This is a genomic window from Marinobacter salicampi (assembly GCF_011074795.1).
Lineage (GTDB): Bacteria > Pseudomonadota > Gammaproteobacteria > Pseudomonadales > Oleiphilaceae > Marinobacter > Marinobacter salicampi.
On the sequence record NZ_JAAMPF010000009.1, the window covers coordinates 103,207 to 126,395 of the forward strand.

Here is a 23,189-nt window from a genome sequence, read left to right on the forward strand (position 1 = left end):
AAGATGCAGAGAAGAGTATGAGACAGACCAGTTGGGGCCAGCGTGTGTGTAGGTATAAGCGTCAGCGCGGCCAGGCGATGGCGGAATTCGCGGTCGTGGCAGCGTTTGTGCTGGTACCCATGAGCCTGGGCATGGCTTTTTTGGCCAAACTTGGTGACAGCCGCCATCAGATGCATGAAGCGGCCCGCTATGCGGCCTGGGAGAGGACCGTCTGGAGTGCGGCTGACCCGAGGGTCAACCATAAGGCCAATAGCCATGTGTTGAATGAGACCTTGGCGAGGGTCGTTGGTGAACCGGCTGCCCCGCTGGACAGTAAGGCGGATCGCCTGGATGTGAAGCCTGCAGACCGCAAGTTCGCTCCTCTTCTCTATGTCGCTGACTCGCCAACAGGAAAGCGCCGCGCAATTTTCAGGGAAGACAAAGGCAAGTTCATGGATCTGGCCTTCAAGGACGATAAAGCGCTTGCAGGTAAGGCGGCTAAGGCCTTCGGCAGCCTTGCAGCACGTGGCTTGTCGGTGAGCGACAAGGGACTGCAGACATCCACCTTCAGTTGGGAACACGAGTGGATCCCGGCGCTGGACTTCGGTCAGCCCCGGTTATCGGTCGGTAGCCACAATACCATCATGACCGAAAGCTGGAACGCCGGCTCTCCCCAAGAGGCCAAGCGAAGAATCAAACGGATGGTGGCAACCTCCCTGTTGGCCAATTCTACGGTCAAGAAGGGCCTGTCAGCCATGTCCAAGCTTGGGTTCAAGGAGTTCAAGCAGCTGGACCTGGGCAAGATTGATGTGGACCGGGTGCCCTGCCAGCGCCTGACCAACCTCACGAAGCGACCGAAGTGCTGAGTCTCGAAAGCTAACGGATAACATTGAACGTGGATGCAAGGATGCATAAGACAGCGTGTAGCAACAATCTTCGGGCCCGGTTCTGGGCTTCTCTCATCTTCTTCATCGGAACGGCATTGGCGCATGCGGAGCAGTGGCCTGAATTTCCGGTTCCTGATGGTGCCAGGATATCGGTCGTGGGTGACCAGATGAAGGTTAACGGCGTACCCATGCAGATGTTTGAGCTGACCAGTCGGGAGAAGCCAGAGGCCGTGTTGGATTTCTACCGTCAGACCTGGCGTAAACCGACAATCGACGGCGCGCCCGGGTACTCGGAGATCGAGATGGGCGGATGGCAACTGATCAGCCGGATCGAGGAGCCCTACCTGTTTGCGGTACAGGCGGGTGAGTACACCATGGGCTCTACCGTGGCGTTGCTCTCACTGTCCACCCTTCCTGTGGCTAAGCTGGACCATGAGCTTGGGAAGGGCTTTCCCAGCCTTGGCGGTACCGAGTTTGGCCTTGATGTATTCAGTGAGGACCCGGGCAAGAGTGGGCGAACGCTGCAGTTCCGTAATAAGTTCTCCGTTGCCCAGAACTACCGTTTTTACCTGCGCCAGTTCGAGGGCAAAGGCTGGGAGCTGCTGACAGACCAGACCTCCGGCCCGAACGAGGCGGTGCTGATGATGGGCCGTGGCAGCAGTGAACTCAACATGACGTTTGTTCGCCAGGCAGGCGACACTCACATGGTTGCAGTGCAGACCCGCTAGAGATTAACCGGAGTGAAGCGCATGGATGGCAATAGACTGATCAGCAACCGCGAGCGCGGTGCCTCGACCACGGAATACCTGATCGGTACATCGGCGATGGTGGCGGCCCTGTTCCTGCCCGTGCCCGGGCTGGGTGGAGAGTCGGCCGTGACCCTGCTGATCAATGCCTTCAAGGATAATCACCACGGTTATATCTGGAGCATGTCATACCCTTTTTAGAAGTACACAAGGATGTATAAGGGCGGTCTGAATCAATTTCTTGAAAGTGATTCAGGACACGGAAGCTGATGAAATCCAACGGATGGACGTAGTATGGGACAGTCAATCAAAACCGGCGGTTTGCTGATGGCCGCCGTTGCCTTCGCCGGCCTCGCCGGCTGGGGTGCTCTGCAGTATCTAGAACAGCGAGAAGCCGAGCTGCGCAATGCGGCTGAAAGCCTCGGTGGCCCAAGTGTCGAGGTCGTGGTAGCCGCCATGCCGGCGGAGATTGGCACCACTATTTCGCTTGAGAACATGGCCATTGCCGACATCCCGGCCATGTATCTGCCTCAGGACGCCATTACTCCGGCCCAGTTTCAGGAGGTTGCCGGCCGCGCTTTGGTTGTCGGGCTTGACGAGGGGCGACCCTTGTTGCGCTCCTATATAAGCGGGCTTTCCCATGTAAACAGCTTTGCCGACCTGCTGCCTGTGGGCGAGCGGGCGATCACTCTCGAGGTGGATGAGCTCAACGCAACCGCTGGCATGCTTCAGGCGGGGGACCGCATCGACCTGCTGCTGATGCCTGAGGCCGAAGAAGAGGGCTCTGCCCAGTCCGGGCCCCACCTGCACAAGCTCATGGAAAATGTGACGGTTTTGGCAACCGGAAACCTGACCCAGTCTGATGCCGAATTTGCGAAAGCCGCCGGGGTGTATCCGGACTCACCCTTCTACGGCACGGTTACCATCGGTGTGCCTGTCTACCAGGTAACGGACGTTCTCATGGCCCGGGAGAAAGGCCAGCTCCATGTGCTCCTGCGTAATACCGGGGATGATGGGTTTGCCGCTTACCCTGGTCATGACCGCTTGAATTCGGGCCCGGGTAGTTCCATTGAAAGCATGGCCGGTGGGGTGGCCGATAACGGCATGCTGCAGGTTGAGCGAAAAAATGCCGATGGTCTGCGAGGCGGAGCCATCGGGAATGCTGCGGGTGAACGGAGATTGCCCCAGCGGTTTCTGGCCAGCGACCTGTAGTCCCTCTGCAGCAGCTGAGTTGTAACAAGGAAGTTAACCATGACTGATCGAATGTTTGTGCTGCGCGGCCAGGCGCTGATGCTGATGCTGTTATGCACTGTCTTTTTCTCTGCTGGCCTGGATGCCAAGACCCGTTATCTGCGCATGCACATGGGCGAAACCCGGGTGCTGGACATGCCAGACGTCAAGCGCGTGGCCGTCGGCAACCCCAATGTGGTCAATTATCGGCCTCTCGACAACGGCCAGCTGGTACTGACTGCGACCGGTCCGGGCGAAACCTCTCTCGAAATCTGGGCGGCTGGTGACCGCCAAAGCCGGCTGGTGGTCACGGTCAGCGAGGCAAACCTGTCACGGAAGCTGCATTCAGCCCGCGAAATTGCCAGTAGCATCGACGGTGTAACCGTGCGTGAGGTGGACGGCCTGATGGTACTGGACGGCCGGGTTGCACAGAGCGACCTCGGTCGTCTCGAGATGCTGATGAATGCTCTGCCGGGGGCCGTCAATCTGACCCGCACCCAGGATTTCAGTATGGATCGAATGGTTCTGATGGACGTGCGTATTGTTGAGGTTAGTAGTCGTGCGGCGCAGCAGCTCGGTATTCGCTGGGGCACGGTTGCAGCGGGCCCAACGATTGGCTTCCATGCGCCGGTGGTGACCAATTCGCAGTTTTTTGTTGTCACCGACACCGCAAACGGGCTGGCTGGTGAAATTGGCGACGCGGTCATCGGCGCCGACCAGAACTTTTTCAGTTACCTGGGGCTGACCAGCGGCCTTGGCTCGCAGATTGATCTCATGGCAGAAACCGGCTTTGCGAAAATTCTTGCAGCCCCAAAGCTGGTTACCCGTAGCGGTGAGGTTGCAGCTTTCCATTCCGGCGGCGAAATCCCGTACCAGACCGTTGACGAGCTCGGCCGGCCGATCATCCAGTTCCGGGACTTCGGCATCAAGCTTGATATCGAGCCGCTGGCCGACGAAGACGGCAATATTCTGGTTCGCCTAGGCACCGAGGTGAGCAGCATTGATCGCGCCAACCAGATAGGGGACACACCGGGACTCCGGACCAGAGCTGCCGAGAGCGTGATCAATGTCGTGGACGGAGAAACCATTGTGATCTCAGGCCTTGCATCGACCTCTTTAAGCAATCAGGTCACCAAGGTGCCCTTCCTTGGTGACATTCCGTTTCTCGGTGCGCTCTTCCGGTCGACAGAAAAGGTGGACGAGCAGACCGAGATCGCCGTCTTTGTGACCCCGCAGCTGATGACACCGGAGAGCGAGCGCAACAAACGCATGCTGGAAGCGGCCCGTGACGAGGTACGTCCCCTGGTCGAAGATCGCCTCAATCAGGCCTTTCTGGAGTGAGTCATGTTTGAGATCAATGTGAGCACCCGCAAGGGGCGAGGAATTCAGCGCATCCACTGCTCGGATGAGCAATGCCGGATAGGGCGGGACAAGGACAACCTGGTGGTACTGCAGGGCTGGAAAGTGGCCGGAGTCCATGCCTGGCTGACCTCAAAGCCTGAGGGCGTGTTCATCAGCGACAACAAGACCCGGACCGGCCTGACGGTCAATGACAAAAAGGTCGGCGAGTACGGGCCCCTCGGGGACCAGGATCTGGTTGCCATCGGCGACTATCACATCCGGATCCGGCAAGCCGAGGCCCTGGCGGATCCGCTCATGGCCATATCACCAAAAGCAGCCACAGAGGCCGCCGAATCACCTCGTGAAGCTGGTGGCGAGGCATTGGCTCCGATCCTGACACAATCTGTTGGGCCGGCTGTCGACTATGCAGACGGCTCCACTACCAGCGGACCCGTCGATGCCCTGTATGCACCCTGGCGTGCTGTGGTTCGCGAACAGCTGGTCAAACTCATGGATTTGCGGAGGCTCAACGTTAATGAGCTTTCGGACACCGAGCTTCGGAGTATTTCCCGGGAGGCCATCGATGAAATTATCTCGGGTCTTGCTCTGCCAGCGGAGGTTGATCGGGAGGAACTCGCCCGACAGACCCTGGCCGAGGCGGTGGGGCTAGGGCCACTGGAACAGCTCCTGATGCAGGATGATGTCAGCGAGATCATGGTCAATTCGGCGAAGGAGCTGTTCTTCGAGCAGAACGGCCGCCTGCAGAAATCCGCGGTCACCTTTACCGATGACCGGGCCGTTCTCAGCGCAATCGAGCGAATCGTTGCACCGCTGGGGCGCCGGATCGACGAAAGCTCACCGATGGTTGATGCACGCCTTGCTGATGGCTCTCGGGTAAACGCGGTCATTCCGCCGCTGTCCCTGAAAGGTCCCTGCATCACAATCCGGAAGTTCATGAAGGACAGGCTGACGGCCCAGCATCTGATTAATTTCGGATCCATTAGTCCTGCCATGGTGAAATTCATCGAAACGGCCGTCACCTGCAAACGTAACGTGGTGATTTCGGGGGGTACGGGTTCGGGGAAGACCACTTTGCTGAACATGCTTTCCAATTTTATTCCTGACGATGAACGCATCATCACTGTCGAAGATGCCGCGGAACTCAAACTGACGCAGCCCAATCTGGTGGCACTGGAGGCTCGGCCACCCAACCAGGAAGGCAAGGGCTCGGTTTCGATCCGGGACCTTGTCCGAAACTGCCTGCGTATGCGTCCGGACCGTATCGTTGTTGGCGAGTGCCGCGGGGGGGAAGCCCTCGACATGCTACAGGCCATGAACACCGGTCACGATGGTTCACTCACAACCATTCACGCCAACTCTCCGCGGGATTGTATATCCCGCCTTGAAGTGCTGGTGCTGATGAGCGGGATCGAGATGCCGCTATCGGCCGTGCGTGAGCAAATCTCCTCGGCGGTGAACCTGATCGTACAACAGACCCGGTTTTCCTGTGGCAGCCGCCGGGTGACCTCCATTGCCGAGGTAACCGGGGTCGACGGCAATACCGTCCAGCTGGCGGAGATCTTCCGTTTCCGTCAGGAGGGTTTCGACGAGCGAGGTAAGGTCAAGGGCCAGTTTGAAGCGACCGGGATCATTCCGGAATTTTATGAGGCGATGTCCCGGCGCGGAGCAAGAGTCGACCTGAGCATTTTCCGCAAGGAACAGGACCATGGGTAATGGTGCATTGCTCGCGGTAAGCGGCGTAGCAGGTCTTGCGTTTCTGCTTGCCTGGTGGGCTTTCCACAGCGTTACCAGCGGCATCGCTCGCCATCACGAGACCTTCAAGGAAACCGCCCGGGCCAATCTCGCCGACGCCTTTATCTTTATCGAGCCTGAGAAGCTATACATCGCCAACATCGTCTTCCTGATTGGCGGCTTCCTTATTACCTGGCTTCTAAGCGGCGCCTGGCCCGTGGCGCTGATGGCGGCTTTCCTGGTGGCTTTCCTGCCGCGGTTTGCCTATGGGTTCATTAAAAAGCGTCGCGAGAACCGCTTCCTGCAGGACCTGCCGGATGCGCTCAGCGCTCTCGCCAGCATGATGCGCTCCGGTGCCAGCTTCAATATTGCCCTTGAGCACCTGGTCAACGAAGTCTCGGGCCCCATCGCACAGGAATTTGGCCTGCTACAGCGTGAGCTCCGTATGGGCGTGGATTACAACACCGCATTGGCTGCCCTCTGTCAACGTATGCCCCTGGCAGAGCTGCAGCTGGTGGCCTCGGGTATCAAGATCTCCCGGGAGGTCGGGGGCGAGCTTTCGGAAACCCTGGCGCGGCTGGGTGAGACCATCCGGAGGAAGGTCGAAATGGAAGGCAAGATAAAAGCACTGACGGCTCAGGGTAAGTATCAGGGCATGGTGATGGCGGCGCTGCCGATATTCCTGGCGCTCGCCATTTACCACATTGAGCCCGAGGCCATGGCACGCCTGTTCACCGAGCCGCTCGGCTGGGCAACCTGCGCCATCGTCGTGGTGTTCGAATTGCTGGGCTACCACTTCATTAAAAAAATCGTGTCGATCGACGTCTAGGGAAACCACTCATGTCGATAAAGATTCTGCTGGTGCTAACAGTTTCAGTGTCCTGCCTGCTGATGTTTCTGGCCATTCGAAATATCAAAGAGGCCGTGCCAGAAGACGACCGCAGTTACATGGACCCGCTGCCACCTATGCTGCGTCTGGCCTGGCCTCTTGTGCGTCTGTTCGCCTTCTATGTAGGCGAACGCCTGCCGACCGATTGGCTCGAGCGCTATCAAAATACCATCCGGCGCTCCGGTGTTGCCTATCTGATGAGTGCTGACGAGTTCGTTGGCCTCAAATGTCTGGGCGCCGCGGCCGCCACCGCCATAGCCGGACTCATCCTGTCGACATTGGAAGCATTGGATCCGCTGTATCTGGGCCTGGCGGGGGTCGTCGGTTGGGTGCTGCCGTCGCTTTCCCTGCGGGATCTGCGGAAGAAGCGCGAGAAAGAGATCCTCAGGGCGCTGCCCACTTATCTGGACTTCCTGACCATGGCGGTGCAGGCCGGGATGAACTTGTCCGGGGCACTTCAGCAAGCCGTGGAAAAAGGCCCGGAGGGTCCCCTGAGAGGCGAGCTTAATAAGGTGGTACGGGACGTCCGCGCTGGCATGTCCAGGATTGATGCCCTGAAGGCCATGGCTGAAAGGCTGGACATTCGGGAAGTGAATACGTTCGTCACTGCCGTCGCACAATCCGACAAAACCGGGGCCAGTATCGGGGATACCTTGAAGGTCCAGGCAGACCAAAGGCGGACAGAGCGCTTTCAGAGGGCGGAAAAGCTGGCCATGGAAGCGCCGGTGAAACTCATTTTTCCGCTGGTGGTTTTCATTTTTCCGATGACCTTTCTGGTGCTCGGTTTTCCGATCGCCATGAAGTTCATGTACGAGCTTTGAGCACCATCCATGAGATCAAACGTGCGATGACACCAAACGTGGAGCATAGACCGGTGAAGCAAAGGAATGTGTTTGCCCGTTATCCCTCAATCCGATTACTGGCCGGCCAGAACGCTGTAATCGAAACCTATCTGGCCCGAACCTGGCCCCGTCGTTTTCGGGGCCTGCTGGGCAAGAGAGCGCTGTGTCAGAACGAGGGCCTCCTGCTGTCACCCTGCCGCTCGATACATACCTTCGGCATGCCCTACGCGATTGATGTGGTCTTTCTTGATGAGCAGGCGCGGATTCTGGCCATTGAACCCCATGTTCAAAAGGGCCGGGTGCTCAAGTGCAGCCCCGCCCACGCCACTCTGGAACTGCGATCCGGAGCGGCCCGTCGGCACGGACTGCAGGTTGGCCAGTGCCTTCGGGAAGCATCGATCGGGCAGAGCCTGGGACGGTTAGGGAATGGAGGACCAGCGGGTTCACTGACGGATAAGGAATATTTGCGGACTGAGATACTGGAAACAGAAGAGAACATCGTTTGAAATCAGCCGGCCGAACGGTGTTCAGCCTCGAACGAAAGCGGGAAAGCAGCAAGTGAAAGAACGGAATCAGTGAACATGAACCCCATCAGGAGCAGTACCCCATGACCGGAATACGGGATTTTCACATCTGGCTCGTCATTGTGTTGGCGCTGGTCTTACAGGGATGCGCCACAGGACCCGCGGAAAAACCCATACTGGATATTTACGACACCGCGGAAGCTGACTATCGCCAGGGACTGTTGAGCCGGGCTGAGGCAGGCTACCGGAAAGTTATCCAGGCCAAGCCGACGTTTTACGACCCCTGGCTGCGACTGGGCAATATCTATGTCCGGACCGGTCAGTATGAGGCGGCCATCCTGATGTTCGGGGAGTGCACACGAATCCAGCCCAACGACATAAGGGGCTGGAACAACCTGGCGCTGACGCGGGTAAAGCAGGGTATCGACATTCTGGACCAGGCCAGCGGGTATTTTCCGGACGAAAGGCCCGAGCGGGCACTGCTTGACCGTACCAGGCTCAACCTGGTCAGTGCTGCCCAGTAAACGGCCTACCTAATGGATCAGTCAGGGCGCGAAGGCCGACCAGAAGCGACGCAAGGAAGCGACAAATGCAAAGTAAAAAGGGAGCTTTACGGAAGCGCCAGGGAGGCTTCAGCCTTGTTGAACACATCTGGCTCTGGCCAGTGCTGGTGATGCTGACCCTGGGCTCAATACAGCTGGGTCTGCTCTTCAAGGCCCGGGCAACGGTCAATAACGCCACCTTTCTCGCGGCGCGGGAGGGCTCGATCAATCACGCCGACAAGTCAGTCATGCGTAACACGCTCGCCAAGGCCATGGCCCCGCTGTATGTCAAAAAAGCTCCGAACCTGGCCAAACTGACCCGAAGCCAGGTGGAACAGGTGGCGGCTGCGATAATCGGAAAGGGCGCCATTCAGGTGATCTCACCTACGCCGGAGATTTTTCGGACCTTCGCGGTAAAACAGTACAGCCTTGAAAAAAGCAGGGGGAAAACCCGGGAAAGACAAACGCTCCAGATCCCCAACGACAACCTGAACGTGCGCAGCAGTGCCACCAGAACCGTCAAAGTCAGCGGTAATAACGTCGCCATCAACCTGCAGGATGCCAACCTGCTGAAGATCAGGGGACACTGGTGCTATGAACTGGAAGTTCCCATGGTCAACGTGCTGATCCGCAAAACCATGCGCACTCTCGGGTCGGCCTCGCATCCCCATTGGGCTAACTGCGAGGCTCTCTCCCTTGTCGATGGCAAGCACCGTATACCGGTGAGCGGCCACAGCATTGTGCGTATGCAATCCCCTGTCCGGTGTAGCGATACCCGCTGCAATAACCTGAAATAAACGCCGTGCCCCGGCCCCGATTTATTGGACTGAACGCCAAGGAATTAGCAATGAACATCATGAAGGGACTTGTTGTGCGATACCTCATACTGGTTGGTGCTGTCATCGCTCCCGCCGCTTATGCCACGGAGACGGGCTTTGCGCTGAAGCTTGATCAGCCCGGCGAGCAGGTCAGGTTGGAAGAAAAGAGCTTCGCCAGGCATGCAATGATAGCGGGCCCCATGGACTACCGTGCTGCCACGGCAGCGGGGGAGCGCGAGGGTTATATACCTGAAACGGAAATCGTCACCGAAGGCAGCCTGCGCCGGGAAGTGCTCGACTTTGACCGGCAGACCAGCGCCCATGCCTTGTTCCAGCGGGCAGAGCGGGCAATGACGGCAGCGGGCTACGACATTGATTACCGGTGCGAACGGGCGGCCTGCGGAGATGCCCCGGGATGGACGCTCTTCTATCCTTCACAAGTCGACGGTCGAACCGATGCTCAGTATTACCTGTTTGCACGCTTTCCCGCCAAGGGGCCCGCGGAAACATACGTCGCCCTGCATGTAACCGATATCGGTACCCGGCCACGGGTGGCCATTGATCAGGTGACCGTTCTGTCTGATAACCCTGAACATATTGCCGCCTATGGCCGGTTAATGGAGACCATGATCGAGAGTGATGCTCTGGCCGGCCCCCTGGTTGCGTTCGGGTTCGACAGCGCGCTACTGGATGATCGCAGCCGCCTGATCCTCAGAGCGGCGAAGCAGGTCCTTGAGAGGAACAACCAATGGACACTGGACCTGGTCGGCCATGCCGACGACCGGGGGGATCTGGATTACAACCTGGGTCTTTCACAGCGCCGTGCAAGAGCGGTACACGACTTCCTGATTGCTGAAGGTATTGCCGGTGAGCGCCTTTCAGTTCGAGGCGAAGGCGCTGCAACGCCGGTCAGCACCACCACCGAACAATGGCGATCGGCCCAGCGACGGGTCGACCTGTTCAGGTCGGATGGGCTCAAAGGTCAGGCCGCCAGCCAGAGCGAATTGCAGACACCGGCTGAAACCGGCTCCTGACAAGGGCTTCGATCTGTCGACAGAAGATTTTCGTGACATCAACATCAGCAAGGATATGCCATGTGGTTTAAGCCGGTTTTCTATGCCTTCGTCTTGGTTCTCGCCTGGAGTGCCACCGTTTTGCCTGCTGCCGCTAGTGAAGGGGGTGCTGATCACCCGTTGGTTGACCGCCACCCGGAGGCGGAGATCGACAGCTACAGCAAGCAGGGCTACGTGGAGTACCGGCAGTTGGTGGGGCCGCTCGGCGTACGGGAGGGCTGTTGCGACATCGAAGAGGAGAACACCCCGCTGAACCGGATTCAGGGGGAACTGACTCGAATCGTGTACTCTGTGCCAAAACGCCTGAGTGCTCTGGAGCTGTTCGAATCCCACCGGCAGTCGCTGGAGAGTGCCAGTTACGAAATCCTCTTCCAGTGTGTGGACAGTGCCTGCGGCGAGTTCCGCGATTATCAGATGCTCAACGGGGAGCTCAATGTGGTCTACGGCCTGAGTTACCTGGCCGCCCGCAGCGCGGACGGTTCAACCCATGTGGCACTTGCCTTCGTTCCCGAATCTTCCTCATCGGACAGCTGGGAATATGCCGTGGATGTGGCGGAAAGTCGCCCTCTGGTCAACCGCATCCGGGTACTGGCTCCCGAACGGTCAGTCTCTACACCGGAATCAGCACCTGAGCCGTTGGAGTCCGACGTGGCGGGTTCCAGCGATCATCCTCTGTTCCCCCGTCACCCTTCAGCCTCAATTCATCACTATAGCTCTGCGGACTTTGAGCAGTTCAGGCAACTGCTCGGACCGATTCACGGTAAAGGCTGCTGCGAACTGGACCTGGAAAAGACCCGTTCAACGACAGCCGAGGGCAAACTGACCCGTATCCTCTACCGGCTGCCAGCGGCAGTGACCCGGCGGGAAATTATGGACTCCTACCAGCAAAGCCTGAATGACTCCGGTTATGAAATACTGTTCCAGTGCGAGGACGACGCCTGCGGGGAGTACCTGCAGTTTGATCTGCTTGATTCTGAAGTCGACCCTGTTACCGGTTTTCATTACATCGCAGCAGCGAGCGCCGACGGCCGTATCCGGCTGAGCATCGCGTTCCCCGAGCCGAACTCTGACGCATATAATGAGTTCGGGCTTTCGGTTCTGGAAGAGCGGGATATGCAGAACCGCATTACCGTTCTCTCACCGGATGCCCTTAAAAAAGCGCTTGATGACACAGGCAAGGCGGTCCTTGGCGGGATATTCTTTGAGCACGACAGCGCCGCTTTGATGCCGTCCTCCGATCAGGCTCTGGAACAGGTGGCGGCTATGATGGAACGTCATCCCGAACTCAAGATCTACGTTGTGGGGCATACCGATAACCGGGGTGAGCTCGATTATAACCGAGAGCTTTCCGAACGCCGGGCCCAGGCCGTGGCCGATCGCCTGATCGGAGCATTCAATATCGCCCAGAGACGACTGGAGGGCTTCGGTGTGGCGTCTCTCGCACCCCAGTCGACCAATGCCTCCGAGGATGGCCAGGCCAAAAATCGCAGGGTTGAACTGGTCGCTCAGTGAAGGTCCAACATGGCAGGCGGCTGATGCCGAGCCGGTCTGCTATGTGGAACCTGCTTCCACCCGCGACAGAAACGCGCCGATATGCTCGTAGGCCTCTTCTGCCTCCGGCAACAGCGGTGTAAACAGGTGCCATACATGAACCATGTCAGGCCAGGTCTTCACCTCTACCGGTGAACCGGCAGCCTGCGCTTTCTCTGCGTATCGCTGGGCGTTTTCCAGCAGCATTTCCGATTCGCTGGCGTGAATCAGTGTTGGAGGCAGGCCGTGCAGCTTCCCTCGCAGAGGCGATGCGATCGGGCTGGTGGGCAGTACCCGCATACCCAGCACAGTTCCCCACCACAGTAACGGCAAGGGTACCCGGGACAGTTTCCTGACGGTTGGCCCCAGCATGGCATCGGTTTTCAGATTGGCACGGCTGCCCAACGAGGTCAGCATCAGTTCGGTCGAAGGGGATAAGGCAATAGCGGCGGTCGGTGGTGGCAGACCCTGGTCCCGTATCCAGGCGATAAGCCCCAAGGTATGGCTGCCGCCCGCGGAATCACCGGCCACCACCACGAATTCAGCCGGTGCTTTGCCGTCCGGCCCGTTGTCCAGGATCCAGCGATAGGCCTGCTGGCAGTCGATGATGCCGTCCAGATAACGGCTCTCCGGCATCAGCCGGTAATCGATAGCGAATACGCAGGCCTGGGCCAGTCGGGACAGCCGGTCAGTAATGGCGCGATGGCTTTTGGGGCTGCCGGCGATCCAGGAGCCGCCGTGGATGTAGAGAAGGCGACGCTCGGGTTTTGCTCCGGGCGCAATTACCCATTCTCCCTTGGGCGAGCCGCTGGTCGGGGAGCGAATTTCCGAGACCAGTTCCAGGCCATCGCTCATGCTATCCATATATTTGCGCAACGCCTTTACACGGGCGCGGCCATGGAGGCCTCTGGCGGCGGCATGCATACCCTTGACCTTTTCAAGCACCTGTTGGCGAGCCTCATTTTGGTGTTCGGGGGCGGGGAATTCGGAGTCATCCGTGGCATCACGGCTCCGGCGCAGAAGGAAAACCACGGCCGCAGTCAATGCAATCATGACGAGACCAAACCACATCATTACGAACCAGGCGATTCCGAACATCATAGACAGCCTTTATAAGTGCTGGTGCTTGCGGGTACCGCCCGGTTTTTGGCCAACCCTCATGCACGGCATTCACGTGGACGTTCTGGACACTAAAGTAGCACGGGGGCAGTTTGCGCGCGCTGGTTCTTCAGTCACTCTGCTGCAGCCCCATCTCCCAGAAGTCGATCTCAAGCCGGGTGGCATCGCTGAATATCCGGGCGAGCTGTTCGAATCGGGAAAGGGAAATATCAGCCAGCCTGTCATTCAGCCAGTGGACTTCCGCCTCCATGGCTTGCTGGAATTCATCGCTCTCGTACATGGCGATCCAGGCATCGTAGGGGTTGCGCTCGCCGCGAAGGGTTTCCCGCTGACGGTTCAGCCAGTTGGCTATTTCACCGTAGCCCACCATGCAGGGCGAGAGGGCGACGTGCAGGTCCAGCAGGTCGCCCCGGTTGCCAGTGTCGAGCACGTAGCGCGTATAGGCAATGGTGGCCCGGGCTTCCGGCAGGCGGGCCAGTTCCGCCTCTGAAATACCCCATTCCCTGCAATAGCTGATGTGCAGGTCCAGCTCCACATCCACAATGGCCTGCAGTCCTTCCTTGGCTTGCCGCAGGTCTGCCAGGGTCGGGCTTTTGTAGGCGGCCAGGGCAAACGCCCGGGCGAACTGGATCAGAAACAGGTAGTCCTGCTTGAGATAATGCTGGAAAGCCTCCGGAGCAAGGGATGCGTCCCCCAGTTGTTTCACAAAGCTGTGCTCGATATATTCGCGCCACTCTGACTGGCAGCGCTTTTTAAGGTCTTCAAATTGGTAGGGCATGGGATCTCCTGCTGTGGGGGCCCGAGCTTGCGACAGGGTCTATGGAAGCATTAAACCCACGTCTGATCTAGATTTCCGTTCAGCATGGCATAATTGGTTTTTACGGGTTACCTATATGCTGGAGAAAAGCCATTGAATCTGAAAGGGTCACTCACCGCCTGGGACGATGCCAAGGGGTTCGGTTTCATAACGCCTGAGGGCAGTGGTGACAGGGTTTTCGCCCACATCAGCGCCTACTCTGGCCGGGGTCGACCTTCGGCCCATCGCAAAGTGGTTTATAACCAGAGCAAGGACGGCCAGGGACGCTTGCGGGCGGCACAGTTCCAGTGCGCAGGAGCCGCGAGGATACGGGCAAGTGTGGCCCCTGGTGTCTGGCTGGCTTTGTTGGTGGCAGCCGGTTTCGTCGGGGGGCTTGGTGGCCTGTTTGCCACTGGGGTTGTGCCTGTGGCTTTGCCAGCGACCTACCTCGCACTGAGTCTGCTTACGTTTGTGCTATATGCGGTGGACAAGAGCGCTGCGGGGCGCGGAGAAAGGCGGGTGCCAGAGAAACGGCTGCATCTATTTGATCTTCTGGGAGGCTGGCCGGGTGCCCTGATTGCCCAGCAGTTATTCCGCCACAAGACCCGTAAGGGCTCTTTCCAGTTTATTTACTGGTTGTGTGTCTTCCTTAACCTGGCGGTCCTAGGATGGCTGTTATTCTGGCCTGAGGCATATTTTGTCCGGCAGGAGCTGGGGGTTGAACAACTGCGACTGAACCTGCTTTCGGGTTTCTGACTGAAGGAGAGGCGACATGACACCTCCAACACAGAGCATCCGGCACCCGTCCCCATCGCCCTCTTCAAGCCCGTGGGCTGTGTTTCTGGCACACCTGTTTGTGATCCTCGTGGCCTGGACGGTTTTCATCAAGTATCTGTTCCCGATCGCGTTTGCGTTGATCATCGGGGAAAGGTGGACCACCTATATCTACTGGGACCTGTGGCCGGTGGCCCACCTCTGGCTGGCCTGGGCGTTACTGGCACGCCCTCGGTATACCCGCGTCCTGGCCATTGTTATGTCCCTGGTTGAAACCCTGATCATCGTCACACTGTTTACACACTTTCTTGCGGATCCTGAGTGGTCGATCTGGCGCACGAACTGGTTTGTGAACAAGGTCTTCGTGCTGACAGGGTTTTTTCTGGTGTTGGGGACTGCTTTGATTAGCCCGAACGCCATAAAAGTGCATTAACTGAAGCCGTCGTTCCGCAATACGCTAACTAAGATGGCCTGTTCCCCGCCAGAGGCAAGTTGTAACTGCCCAGTCAGCCACTACCGATGTATTCGGTAATTTTTTGCGGGGCAGCATTTCGAGGTTTTTCACGTGGTCGAACTGTATTTACATACAATGCCCCAGCTTTTCTCAGCTAACAAAATTTAACAAGCTTTCCAGAGCGGGTAGGTAGAATACCGGGCTTCCCCGCCTGCCGTTTTAACGAAAATTTTCAACGGATTGGCCGATCCATAGTTGCTCCCGCCCAATGCAGGGCAAAAGCGAACCATATCTCCACCGAGGGGCTGATCCGTGGCATATTTCAGTAAGAGTATTTCCAGGCAGGTAACAGGTCTGGTTCTGGCCGTAAATCTGCTCGTTGTTGTGGTAGCGGGTAGTTATCTTACATTCTCGCTGGACGTAACCGAGCGATTCAGCTTCGTGCTTGAGGAAGAGTTCGCCGCCGCCAACGAAGCCCAAGCCATACTTATTGATTTCAAGACACAGGTTCAGGAGTGGAAGAACGTTCTGATTCGTGGCGATGATGACGCCCAAAGGGAGAAATACTGGGGCCGTTTTCAGAAGCAGGAGCTGAAGATCCAGGCGAAGCTCGACCAGCTGACAGATACTCTTTGGGATCAAGAGGCGAGAGCGGTTCTTGAATCGTTCCAGAAAGAACACCAGGCAATGGGCAGGGCCTACCGTCAGGGTTTCGAGCGTTTCGAGGCCTCAGGCTACGATCACGCAGTAGGAGATGCAGCGGTTTCCGGCATAGACCGTGAGCCCTCCAGGCTCATAGAAGAAGCTGTTGCACGTATTGCATCCCTTGCTCGTGAGGACGCTCACACCATTGAAAAAAGCGCCCATGACAATACCCTGCTTGCGGGAACCGGTTTGATTCTCGCCATCTTTATTGGCACTGGCATTATCCTGATTGTGATCAGCAGGAGAATCGTCAGGCCCACTGAGCAGATCAGCGGTCAGTTACAGAAGCTTGGTGAGGGTGACCTTTCAGATCCAGTGACCCTCAAGCGCGAAGATGAACTGGGCGCTCTGGCCGCTGCGTCACGAAAGCTACATCAGTTTCTTCAGGAAATACGCACTACCACTCAGTCGAACGCGGCGGATCTGGATCTGATTGCGGCATCGGTCAAGAATGGCGGCCGCGCTATATCCGAAAAATCCCAGGGCAGCCACCAGCGCATCGATCAGGTCGCAGCGGCGATGAATGAAATGTCTTCCACGGCCCAGGATGTGGCGCAACATGCCGCAGGCGTTTCCTCTCAGGTTGATGAGACAACCACCGAAACCAATAAAGCCGATCGACATATCACAGCAACCACCAGCAGCATGGAGCGGCTCGCTGACCAGATCCGGTCCACCGGTGAAACCGTCGCAAAGCTGGCTGCCGGGAGCAATAAAGTAGGTGATGTGATGAAAGTCATTCGTGAAATCGCTGATCAGACCAACCTGCTTGCCCTGAATGCTGCGATCGAGGCGGCCAGGGCAGGCGAGGCTGGTCGCGGTTTTTCCGTGGTGGCTGATGAAGTCAGAAATCTGGCCGCGAAAACCCAGCACGCCACGGTCGAGATTGATTCCATCATCGGAGACATCGCATCCGGTTCCAGGGACGCCACCGAATTCATGCATGCTAGCGAGGTGGTTACCAAGGAGTGTGTCGAACAGGTCAACGACATCCAGGTCATCATTGCCGGTATTAATCAGCGCATGAGCAGCGTCAAGGACGCAACCATACAGGTGGCTACGGCGGCGGAAGAGCAAACCAGCGTCTGTGAAGATATCAATCAGAACATAACGGACATTGCAGAACTTTCGGAAGATATGAGCAAAGCGTCCAATGAGAACCTCAAGCTTATACCTGAGCTTGAGGCTATGGCCCATTCTGCAAAACGACTCTCCGAGCGCCTCAGGGGTTAATCCCGTTCAGAAAACCAATGGGCCGGCGCAGCAATACCGCGCAGGCCCTTCATCTCATGCCCCGGCAGTATTCATTCTCTCTGCCAACGCATTGACTGTGTCCTGCACGCGACCGCAACCCATGGCCTGAGCGTTGTGGTCATCAATACGCTAGCAACAGGCTGCCGCACCGGTGGTCATTTCGAATGGGCCCGCCATGAAAAACTATCAGCGATAGTAAGCACAACGCCCGAGACTGCGGCGCGAGCCCTTTCTCCGGAAACTGATCCCCCGCTAACAAGACAGCCCGGAGAAGCTCGCCCAACTGCCTTTTCCCTTTACCATCCTGAGCCACTGAGAAACCATTCGCCATCACGCCTGGCAGTTGCTCAGGTACTGTGAGAAACCTGAGCGGTCGTCTGGTCCCCGATGAAACAATCTGTTTTATCTTTGCTATGGTTAGGTATAGCAATGATCAAATTTTCCCCAAACTTTCGCGAGGGATTGCTTTATGGGACATATAATCGCCGGTCGTTTTGACGATCAGGAAAAAGCTGAAAATCTGGCGCAGGCGCTGGAGGAAGCCGGGATCGACAAGGACAAGGTTTCAGTTTTCTATGTCGCTCCGGATGGACAGCATCATGTCCTGCCCCTCGGTGGCGACAAGGGCAGCTCTCCCGGGGCATCGGAATCCGGCAAGGGGGCCTGGATGGGCGCCGGAGCCGGTGCGGTTGCTGGCGCGGCTGTGGGCTCCGTCGGGGGGCCTGTTGGCGTGGGCATTGGCGCCGGCGTAGGGGCCTATACAGGCTCTCTGGCCGGGGCGGTGAGTAAAACCCGCGACGAGCCGGAGTCCGACCCTGAGGCTGTGAAGAGCCAAGCGCAGCTGACCGACCGCAAATCCGGCCCCCATGTAGCCGCCGAGGTGAATGGTGCTCATAGGGACAAGGTGATCGGGCTGATTCGGGATCACGGCGGCAAAGAGGTGGAAGAGGCTGACGGCAGTATTGAAGACAGCGAGTGGCTGGACTTCGACCCCACCAAGCCAGTGAAACTTGTTTCCGGGCAGTGATGTCGCACTGGAATTCTGGTGAGCCATGCCAGCAAAAACCCGGCGCGGGTACTTCATTCAGTTTCCCCGGCGTGTAGCTTTTTGAGCGCACGTCAGGGCGCCTCATAGCGGGCCGAGGAACCACCATGACAGAGCATCTCCCTCAATGGCTGCCTGTCGGGGCTTCCCAGGCTGCAATAAGCATCATCCTGCTGGGAGTTATTCTGTCGGTCAGCATTTTCGCAGATGCCCTTGCCCACCGCACAAAAATACCGCGGATTTCGATTCTGATGCTGGTGGGGATCGGCATTGCCTTTATTCAGCAGGTGTGGATAGGTACGCAAAATGGCGATCTGCTGGGTGGTCTGAGCGAGCCGCTGATTCAGCTGGCACTGGTGATGGTGGCGTTTCTTCTGGGTAGTGAATTGGAGTTACGCCGGCTGCGCAATACCGGTCCCTTGATTCTACTGATTTCCCTGTTCGTGATTGTCGGCGGCGGTATTCTGGTCGGTGGCGGCTTGCTGGTGTTGGGGTTTCCTCTTGTGGTTGCGGTATCACTGGCTGCCATCTCAGTGGCAACGGACCCTGCAGCGGTCAGTGAGTCTGTACGGGATAGCGGGAGCAGCGGGCTGGTTCCCAGAGTCTTGCTGGGCATTGTGGCTATTGATGATGCCTGGGGTATTGTAGTTTTCGGGCTGAGCATGGCGGTTCTCGGCTGGGTGATTGGCAGCGATGGCCAACCGGCTTTGCTCCACGCCCTGTGGGAGCTGGGAGGCGCCATATTGATCGGAATCGCCGTGGGTCTGCCAGCAGCATGGTTGACCGGCCGTCTGAGGCCCGGAGAGCCCACTCAGGTCGAGGCGATCGCGGTCATTCTGTTACTGGCCGGACTCTCCTCGCTGCTGGGCGTGTCGGCACTGCTGGCGTCCATGATTGCCGGCGGCCTGGTCGCCAATCTGTCCTATCACCATACCCGGTCATTCCGGGAGATCGAGCACATTGAGTGGCCGTTTCTGGTGTTCTTCTTTGTGCTTTCCGGAGCCAGCATCGACTTGTACAAGGCAGACGATGCAGTACTGCTGACGCTCGCCTATATCTTTCTGCGTTTGGCCGGCCGTGCGCTGGGAGGCTATCTTGCCGTGATGTTCAGTCTGGCAAAACACCAGAAGCTGCCCCGGAATATCGGCCTGGCGCTGACACCACAGGCAGGGGTTGCCATTGGTATGGCCCTGCTGGCGGCAGAGCGATTTCCTGAATTCCGCGACTCCATTCTGCCGGTGGTAGTGGCGTCCACCATTATCTTCGAGCTGGTCGGACCAGTGCTGGTGAAACGGGTTCTGCGGCATTCACGGTAAATCGATTGGGTGCTTGCGCTAGCCTAAAAGCACGGCAGCTCTTCATAATTTCAGCCCGTCATCTCAAATAGCCGGCCCAGGCCGCGTTGCGGTGTCAGTTTTCCGCACAGGCGCAAAGCCTCCCAGAAGCTGACCTGATTGGCGGTCAGCACGGGCTTTCTGGTTGCCTGTTCCAGTTCGGTGAGCCAGGCCGCGGAGTGGAGCGCGGTGTCGGGGATGAGCAATGCGTCGGCATCCGCCCGGGTGTTGGCCGTTGCAAAGTCGATCACCTTATCCTTTCCCAGGGTGCCAACCTCAGCGGCGGTCACGATGCCACGGCTTGCGAGGTGTACCACCTCAATGCCGAAGTGGCCGAGGAACTGTCGGAACCGCTGGGCGACGTCTTCTGGGTAGGTCGCGGCGATGGCCACCCTGTTTGCACCAAGGGCTTTTACCCCGTGAGCAAACGCCATCGCGGTTGTAGAGGCCGGTACCCCGAGGATGATTTGAAGAGCGTCGATCTGGCCCCGTATGCCATCCAGGCCCAGCACGAAGCTGGCACTGGTGGAAGTCCACAGAACCGATTCGACTTGAGAGTCTGCGAGCGCTTCCGCTCCCTTCGACAGCCGCGGGATGCTACCCATTTCGCTGAGTGCCTCAACGGTATGGGCATCTTCGGTAAATTCCGTGTGGACCAGGCTGACCCGGGCCGGGGGTTCAAGCATTTCACCCATCCGCGGATAGTCATCCTCGGCGGCAAAACCGGGGTAGAGAAACCCAAGTCTGGCTGGCGTCAGGGCCTGGGTCATCGGTGACCTCCTTTTCTCAACGATTCTGCCGTCGGCAGATATCCATTACCGGTGAGTGTCAGTAACAGGAGTTCGGCGAAGAAGCCGGGTTGATTTCCCCCGCCACTTCCTCCGGGTCAATGCCGTGGCTGATAAGCACTTCCCGCACAAAATTTATCTGGCTCAGTATCCTGTCGGTATCATCTCCGTATTCAAACCGGTTGACCTCAACGGGCTGGGGCATATAGGTGAAGGCGGTTTTAAGGGCGTTCAGGGTGTCTTCGTCTGCCATGGGAATTTCCTTGTCAGTGTTTGTATTTCCGACGATCTATTGATAAGGGTATAGCATGACAGTGATGACGCACGATGCAACGGACGCAACGAGAGACCTCTATGGATATTCGTCTGAAAAGAGCCTATGACGAGCCGGCGCGCTCCGATGGTCCACGGGTCCTGGTTGACGGCATCTGGCCGAGGGGTATTGCAAAAGAGGACGCTGACCTGACCTGCTGGCTCAAGGGGCTGTCGCCTTCATCCGATTTACGGAAATGGTTCGGGCACGAGGCTGACAAATGGTCGGAGTTCAGGAAGCGTTATCTGGAAGAGTTAAAGCAGGAGGCCGCCGGCGAAGATCTTAAGAAGCTGCGGGAGCTTCTGGAACAGCATGAAAGGATCACCCTGGTCTTCGCCGCCAAGGACACGGACCACAACAATGCTGTGGCCTTGCGGGACTACCTTCTGGCCGGTGAGCTTTGAGGTAACACACTGACCGACCGGCCGGTCAAACCTCCCTCTTGAAAAGCATGGCCTTGATTCGGCCGATGGCCCTCATGGGGTTAAGTCCTTTCGGGCAATACGCTGTACAGTTACCTATCTCCCGGCAGCGGAACACACTGAACGGATCCTCCAGCTTCGACAGCCGTTCGGCAGTGGCCGTATCTCGGGAGTCCAGCAGAAACCGGCAGGCCTGAAGCAGCCCCGACGGTCCTATATATTTCTCCGGGTTCCACCACCAGGACGGGCAGGCGGAGGTGCAGCAGGCGCACAGAATGCACTCGTATAATCCGTCCAGCTTTGCACGGTCCTCGGGGCTCTGCAGCCTTTCAATCCCCGGCTCAGAGGTTTCGTTAATCAGCCATGGCTGGACACGCTCGTACTGCTTGAAGAAGAGGGACTGATCCACCACCAGGTCCCGGATGACTGGCATGCCTGGCAACGGCCGAATTTCCAAAATGTTTTTCCTGCCCATGGCCTCCGACACCCTGGTGATGCAACCCAGGTTATTGCGGCCGTTGATGTTCAGCCCGTCGGAGCCACAAACGCCCTCACGGCATGAGCGCCGGAACGTCAGGGTAGGGTCCATGGTTTTAAGATACTCCAGTACATCCAGTACCATCCGATCACGGAACTCGTTGCCAACCTCGACATCCTGACTATAAGGGGCATCATTCTGTTCCGGATGGTATCGGTAAAGCCTGACGGTAAAGCCATCCATAGCTATTCTCCTGTCGTTGACTCACTGCTTACTGGCCGAACTTGTTAAGGAACATTTATTATGCAGGTTATTTGCCGGGCCACGCAATCGACACGGCCATGACCAACACCATAGGCGACGGGTTTGCCAGCATGATGGGCATGAGCCTGGCGATTAATCCCGACACCAGGCGGGCTGGTGCTGATCAGCGGTGGCTTGAGAGCAAGCTATACCTGAGCTTGTCAGGAAGTGGCCATCAGCATCAGCACCACTCCCTGAGCCTGGCAGCGATAGAGGGTGACAGGGCAGTCACCAGCAGGACAATGGGCCAGATGTTGCCCCCGGTGAATCGATAGGCCTCGAAGAGCTCCGGCCAGGGTTTGCCCTGTACCAACCGGCCAAACCCAAATTCGAACGCCAGGGTAAGGCAGAGCCAGCCAAGCCCGATAGCCAGGTAACCTGAAACAGGTAGCCGTCCGAACCAGGGCAGGGTGAGGTAGGTGATGCCCAGTATAAAAGAAGACAGCAGGACACCGCTGAGCATCAGTCCCCCGGGCGACCCGATAAAAGGTATAAGTACCACTTCACGGAAGACGCCGTTCGCGATGGCCAGAATGACAATACCGAACCATACCGCCAGGGCCTTGAGCGCAAGATAGGAATCCATCAGTTTGTCCTCTGATCTGGCCTATGGTCCTGCTGTTTACGCCAACGTATAGGTGGCATGCCAGTCCAGCGCCTGAAGGCCCGGTAGAACGTACTCAGCTCAGCGAAAGCCAGGGATTCGGCTATTTCAGACAGCGGTGCGCTTGTGTCAGCAACTGCCTGAAGCGCTCGTTCGCGGCGCAGCTCATCCAACAGGCCTTCAAATGTCTTCCCCTGCTCGCCAAGCCTCCGTGCCAACGTCCGCTCGCTCGTACCCAACGCTTCTGCGGCCTCTGGCCGGCGAGGAAGTACCGGGCCCAGCCTGGCAGCCAGCCACCGCCGAAGTGCCGGTGCCGAGGCACTGTTCATGGATAGCGCATCCAGCCGGGCCCGGCTGTAGCGCTTGTGTACCTCGGCCAGCTGGGGGTCCGCCTGGGGCAGGGACTGGTCCAGCACGGCGTTGTCCATCAGCACGCCGCCGGTCTAGCGAGAATGCCGGGCTGGGCGCAAGTTAGTGGTTCATCATCAGGCTGGCGAATTTTGGTCAGGCAGCTAAGATGGGATTCGGGAACCGCATACTGCAACGCAGCTTTTATATGATTTTTGGAATAGCTCAAACCAGAACGATTAGATAGACGTCGCTAGCGAACTTTTGATGAGATACAGGCTCATCAATCCGATTACACC

The 23,189-nt window shown here is 57.8% G+C and carries 26 protein-coding genes; 19 read left to right on the plus strand and 7 right to left on the minus strand.

The genetic code is table 11. The features are described from left to right. The first annotated feature begins 17 nt into the window (after positions 1 to 17). From G7W63_RS04155 to G7W63_RS04215, 13 genes are all read left to right on the plus strand, one after another. A complete protein-coding gene (locus G7W63_RS04155; protein ID WP_166253570.1) occupies positions 18 to 845 on the plus strand; it encodes a TadE/TadG family type IV pilus assembly protein in 828 nt (275 codons plus the stop codon). 41 nt (positions 846 to 886) lie between these two features. Next, positions 887 to 1,594: a hypothetical protein gene (locus G7W63_RS04160; RefSeq protein WP_166253573.1), complete on the plus strand. Its 708-nt coding sequence runs from the start codon at positions 887 to 889 to the stop codon at positions 1,592 to 1,594. Positions 1,595 to 1,615: 21 nt separating this feature from the next. After that, complete coding sequence (locus tag G7W63_RS04165) at positions 1,616 to 1,813, plus strand: hypothetical protein (protein ID WP_166253576.1); 198 nt, start codon at positions 1,616 to 1,618, stop codon at positions 1,811 to 1,813. Between the two features lie 93 nt (positions 1,814 to 1,906). Further along, positions 1,907 to 2,824: a Flp pilus assembly protein CpaB gene (gene cpaB, locus G7W63_RS04170; RefSeq protein WP_166253579.1), complete on the plus strand. Its 918-nt coding sequence runs from the start codon at positions 1,907 to 1,909 to the stop codon at positions 2,822 to 2,824. A gap of 39 nt (positions 2,825 to 2,863) precedes the next feature. Next, positions 2,864 to 4,183, plus strand: a complete 1,320-nt coding sequence (locus G7W63_RS04175; RefSeq protein ID WP_166253582.1) for a type II and III secretion system protein family protein — start codon at positions 2,864 to 2,866, stop codon at positions 4,181 to 4,183. Between the two features lie 3 nt (positions 4,184 to 4,186). Beyond that, positions 4,187 to 5,917 carry a TadA family conjugal transfer-associated ATPase gene (locus G7W63_RS04180; protein WP_166253585.1) on the plus strand — a complete coding sequence of 577 codons (1,731 nt, stop codon included), beginning with the start codon at positions 4,187 to 4,189 and terminating at the stop codon, positions 5,915 to 5,917. After that, positions 5,910 to 6,764: a type II secretion system F family protein gene (locus tag G7W63_RS04185; RefSeq protein ID WP_166253588.1), complete on the plus strand. Its 855-nt coding sequence runs from the start codon at positions 5,910 to 5,912 to the stop codon at positions 6,762 to 6,764. The genes G7W63_RS04180 and G7W63_RS04185 overlap by 8 nt, the downstream gene beginning before the upstream one ends. Before the next feature lie 11 nt (positions 6,765 to 6,775). Continuing rightward, the gene (locus G7W63_RS04190) at positions 6,776 to 7,645 is read left to right on the plus strand and encodes a type II secretion system F family protein (RefSeq protein ID WP_207308878.1); all 870 of its coding nucleotides are present in this window, start codon (positions 6,776 to 6,778) and stop codon (positions 7,643 to 7,645) included. 53 nt (positions 7,646 to 7,698) lie between these two features. Continuing rightward, positions 7,699 to 8,172: a DUF192 domain-containing protein gene (locus G7W63_RS04195; RefSeq protein WP_207308879.1), complete on the plus strand. Its 474-nt coding sequence runs from the start codon at positions 7,699 to 7,701 to the stop codon at positions 8,170 to 8,172. Between the two features lie 101 nt (positions 8,173 to 8,273). Beyond that, positions 8,274 to 8,714, plus strand: a complete 441-nt coding sequence (locus tag G7W63_RS04200; protein ID WP_166253594.1) for a tetratricopeptide repeat protein — start codon at positions 8,274 to 8,276, stop codon at positions 8,712 to 8,714. A gap of 65 nt (positions 8,715 to 8,779) precedes the next feature. After that, the gene (locus G7W63_RS04205) at positions 8,780 to 9,529 is read left to right on the plus strand and encodes a TadE/TadG family type IV pilus assembly protein (protein WP_166253597.1); all 750 of its coding nucleotides are present in this window, start codon (positions 8,780 to 8,782) and stop codon (positions 9,527 to 9,529) included. Between the two features lie 50 nt (positions 9,530 to 9,579). Then, positions 9,580 to 10,584 carry an OmpA family protein gene (locus G7W63_RS04210; protein WP_166253600.1) on the plus strand — a complete coding sequence of 335 codons (1,005 nt, stop codon included), beginning with the start codon at positions 9,580 to 9,582 and terminating at the stop codon, positions 10,582 to 10,584. 60 nt (positions 10,585 to 10,644) lie between these two features. Further along, positions 10,645 to 12,135: an OmpA family protein gene (locus tag G7W63_RS04215; RefSeq protein WP_166253603.1), complete on the plus strand. Its 1,491-nt coding sequence runs from the start codon at positions 10,645 to 10,647 to the stop codon at positions 12,133 to 12,135. A gap of 39 nt (positions 12,136 to 12,174) precedes the next feature. Here G7W63_RS04215 and G7W63_RS04220 read toward each other — a convergent pair whose 3' ends face one another. Together G7W63_RS04220 and tenA are read right to left on the minus strand one after the other, a co-directional pair. Beyond that, entirely contained in the window at positions 12,175 to 13,254 is a 1,080-nt protein-coding gene (locus G7W63_RS04220; protein ID WP_166253606.1) for an alpha/beta hydrolase, read from the minus strand. 127 nt (positions 13,255 to 13,381) lie between these two features. Further along, on the minus strand, positions 13,382 to 14,050 hold the full coding sequence (gene tenA, locus G7W63_RS04225; protein ID WP_166253609.1) for a thiaminase II: 669 nt from the start codon (positions 14,048 to 14,050) through the stop codon (positions 13,382 to 13,384). Positions 14,051 to 14,182: 132 nt separating this feature from the next. Here tenA and G7W63_RS04230 point away from each other — a divergent pair, with 132 nt between their 5' ends. The 5 genes from G7W63_RS04230 to G7W63_RS04250 all read left to right on the plus strand — a co-directional run bounded on the left by G7W63_RS04230 (position 14,183) and on the right by G7W63_RS04250 (position 19,616). Next, entirely contained in the window at positions 14,183 to 14,824 is a 642-nt protein-coding gene (locus tag G7W63_RS04230) for a DUF1294 domain-containing protein (protein ID WP_166253612.1), read from the plus strand. A 16-nt stretch (positions 14,825 to 14,840) separates the two neighbouring features. After that, positions 14,841 to 15,275: a hypothetical protein gene (locus G7W63_RS04235; protein WP_207308880.1), complete on the plus strand. Its 435-nt coding sequence runs from the start codon at positions 14,841 to 14,843 to the stop codon at positions 15,273 to 15,275. 333 nt (positions 15,276 to 15,608) lie between these two features. Beyond that, a complete protein-coding gene (locus G7W63_RS04240) occupies positions 15,609 to 17,234 on the plus strand; it encodes a methyl-accepting chemotaxis protein (RefSeq protein ID WP_166253615.1) in 1,626 nt (541 codons plus the stop codon). 490 nt (positions 17,235 to 17,724) lie between these two features. Next, complete coding sequence (locus G7W63_RS04245; RefSeq protein ID WP_166253618.1) at positions 17,725 to 18,282, plus strand: hypothetical protein; 558 nt, start codon at positions 17,725 to 17,727, stop codon at positions 18,280 to 18,282. A gap of 125 nt (positions 18,283 to 18,407) precedes the next feature. Further along, entirely contained in the window at positions 18,408 to 19,616 is a 1,209-nt protein-coding gene (locus G7W63_RS04250) for a cation:proton antiporter (protein ID WP_166253624.1), read from the plus strand. A gap of 50 nt (positions 19,617 to 19,666) precedes the next feature. Here the strand turns inward: G7W63_RS04250 and G7W63_RS04255 are convergent, their stop codons facing one another. Together G7W63_RS04255 and G7W63_RS04260 are read right to left on the minus strand one after the other, a co-directional pair. Next, the gene (locus G7W63_RS04255) at positions 19,667 to 20,404 is read right to left on the minus strand and encodes a maleate cis-trans isomerase family protein (RefSeq protein WP_166253629.1); all 738 of its coding nucleotides are present in this window, start codon (positions 20,402 to 20,404) and stop codon (positions 19,667 to 19,669) included. A 58-nt stretch (positions 20,405 to 20,462) separates the two neighbouring features. Next, positions 20,463 to 20,675 (minus strand): penicillin-binding protein, encoded by a 213-nt coding sequence (locus G7W63_RS04260; RefSeq protein ID WP_166253634.1) that lies wholly within the window; start codon positions 20,673 to 20,675, stop codon positions 20,463 to 20,465. Between the two features lie 101 nt (positions 20,676 to 20,776). Between G7W63_RS04260 and G7W63_RS04265 the strand changes: the two genes are divergently transcribed. After that, positions 20,777 to 21,139, plus strand: a complete 363-nt coding sequence (locus G7W63_RS04265; RefSeq protein WP_166253637.1) for a DUF488 domain-containing protein — start codon at positions 20,777 to 20,779, stop codon at positions 21,137 to 21,139. 25 nt (positions 21,140 to 21,164) lie between these two features. On the opposite strand, the gene G7W63_RS04270 is transcribed toward G7W63_RS04265, so the two are convergent. The 3 genes from G7W63_RS04270 to G7W63_RS04280 form a co-directional block, all read right to left on the minus strand. Continuing rightward, entirely contained in the window at positions 21,165 to 21,878 is a 714-nt protein-coding gene (locus G7W63_RS04270) for a succinate dehydrogenase iron-sulfur subunit (protein WP_166253639.1), read from the minus strand. Between the two features lie 241 nt (positions 21,879 to 22,119). Next, on the minus strand, positions 22,120 to 22,524 hold the full coding sequence (locus G7W63_RS04275) for a hypothetical protein (RefSeq protein ID WP_166253642.1): 405 nt from the start codon (positions 22,522 to 22,524) through the stop codon (positions 22,120 to 22,122). Continuing rightward, the gene (locus G7W63_RS04280) at positions 22,524 to 22,970 is read right to left on the minus strand and encodes a helix-turn-helix domain-containing protein (protein WP_166253645.1); all 447 of its coding nucleotides are present in this window, start codon (positions 22,968 to 22,970) and stop codon (positions 22,524 to 22,526) included. Before G7W63_RS04280 ends, G7W63_RS04275 begins: the two co-directional genes overlap by 1 nt. Between the last annotated feature and the right edge of the window lie 219 nt (positions 22,971 to 23,189).

Bases quoted from the DNA above. Each gene is read 5' to 3' on its own strand.
- G7W63_RS04155 (WP_166253570.1), top strand. From the start codon at position 18: ATGAGACAGACCAGTTGGGGCCAGCGTGTGTGTAGGTATAAGCGTCAG.
- G7W63_RS04160 (WP_166253573.1), top strand. From the start codon at position 887: ATGCATAAGACAGCGTGTAGCAACAATCTTCGGGCCCGGTTCTGGGCT.
- G7W63_RS04165 (WP_166253576.1), top strand. From the start codon at position 1,616: ATGGATGGCAATAGACTGATCAGCAACCGCGAGCGCGGTGCCTCGACC.
- cpaB (WP_166253579.1), top strand. From the start codon at position 1,907: ATGGGACAGTCAATCAAAACCGGCGGTTTGCTGATGGCCGCCGTTGCC.
- G7W63_RS04175 (WP_166253582.1), top strand. From the start codon at position 2,864: ATGACTGATCGAATGTTTGTGCTGCGCGGCCAGGCGCTGATGCTGATG.
- G7W63_RS04180 (WP_166253585.1), top strand. From the start codon at position 4,187: ATGTTTGAGATCAATGTGAGCACCCGCAAGGGGCGAGGAATTCAGCGC.
- G7W63_RS04185 (WP_166253588.1), top strand. From the start codon at position 5,910: ATGGGTAATGGTGCATTGCTCGCGGTAAGCGGCGTAGCAGGTCTTGCG.
- G7W63_RS04190 (WP_207308878.1), top strand. From the start codon at position 6,776: ATGTCGATAAAGATTCTGCTGGTGCTAACAGTTTCAGTGTCCTGCCTG.
- G7W63_RS04200 (WP_166253594.1), top strand. From the start codon at position 8,274: ATGACCGGAATACGGGATTTTCACATCTGGCTCGTCATTGTGTTGGCG.
- G7W63_RS04205 (WP_166253597.1), top strand. From the start codon at position 8,780: ATGCAAAGTAAAAAGGGAGCTTTACGGAAGCGCCAGGGAGGCTTCAGC.
- G7W63_RS04210 (WP_166253600.1), top strand. From the start codon at position 9,580: ATGAACATCATGAAGGGACTTGTTGTGCGATACCTCATACTGGTTGGT.
- G7W63_RS04215 (WP_166253603.1), top strand. From the start codon at position 10,645: ATGTGGTTTAAGCCGGTTTTCTATGCCTTCGTCTTGGTTCTCGCCTGG.
- G7W63_RS04220 (WP_166253606.1), bottom strand. From the start codon at position 13,254: ATGATGTTCGGAATCGCCTGGTTCGTAATGATGTGGTTTGGTCTCGTC.
- tenA (WP_166253609.1), bottom strand. From the start codon at position 14,050: ATGCCCTACCAATTTGAAGACCTTAAAAAGCGCTGCCAGTCAGAGTGG.
- G7W63_RS04235 (WP_207308880.1), top strand. From the start codon at position 14,841: ATGACACCTCCAACACAGAGCATCCGGCACCCGTCCCCATCGCCCTCT.
- G7W63_RS04245 (WP_166253618.1), top strand. From the start codon at position 17,725: ATGGGACATATAATCGCCGGTCGTTTTGACGATCAGGAAAAAGCTGAA.
- G7W63_RS04250 (WP_166253624.1), top strand. From the start codon at position 18,408: ATGACAGAGCATCTCCCTCAATGGCTGCCTGTCGGGGCTTCCCAGGCT.
- G7W63_RS04255 (WP_166253629.1), bottom strand. From the start codon at position 20,404: ATGACCCAGGCCCTGACGCCAGCCAGACTTGGGTTTCTCTACCCCGGT.
- G7W63_RS04260 (WP_166253634.1), bottom strand. From the start codon at position 20,675: ATGGCAGACGAAGACACCCTGAACGCCCTTAAAACCGCCTTCACCTAT.
- G7W63_RS04265 (WP_166253637.1), top strand. From the start codon at position 20,777: ATGGATATTCGTCTGAAAAGAGCCTATGACGAGCCGGCGCGCTCCGAT.
- G7W63_RS04270 (WP_166253639.1), bottom strand. From the start codon at position 21,878: ATGGATGGCTTTACCGTCAGGCTTTACCGATACCATCCGGAACAGAAT.
- G7W63_RS04275 (WP_166253642.1), bottom strand. From the start codon at position 22,524: ATGGATTCCTATCTTGCGCTCAAGGCCCTGGCGGTATGGTTCGGTATT.
- G7W63_RS04280 (WP_166253645.1), bottom strand. From the start codon at position 22,970: ATGGACAACGCCGTGCTGGACCAGTCCCTGCCCCAGGCGGACCCCCAG.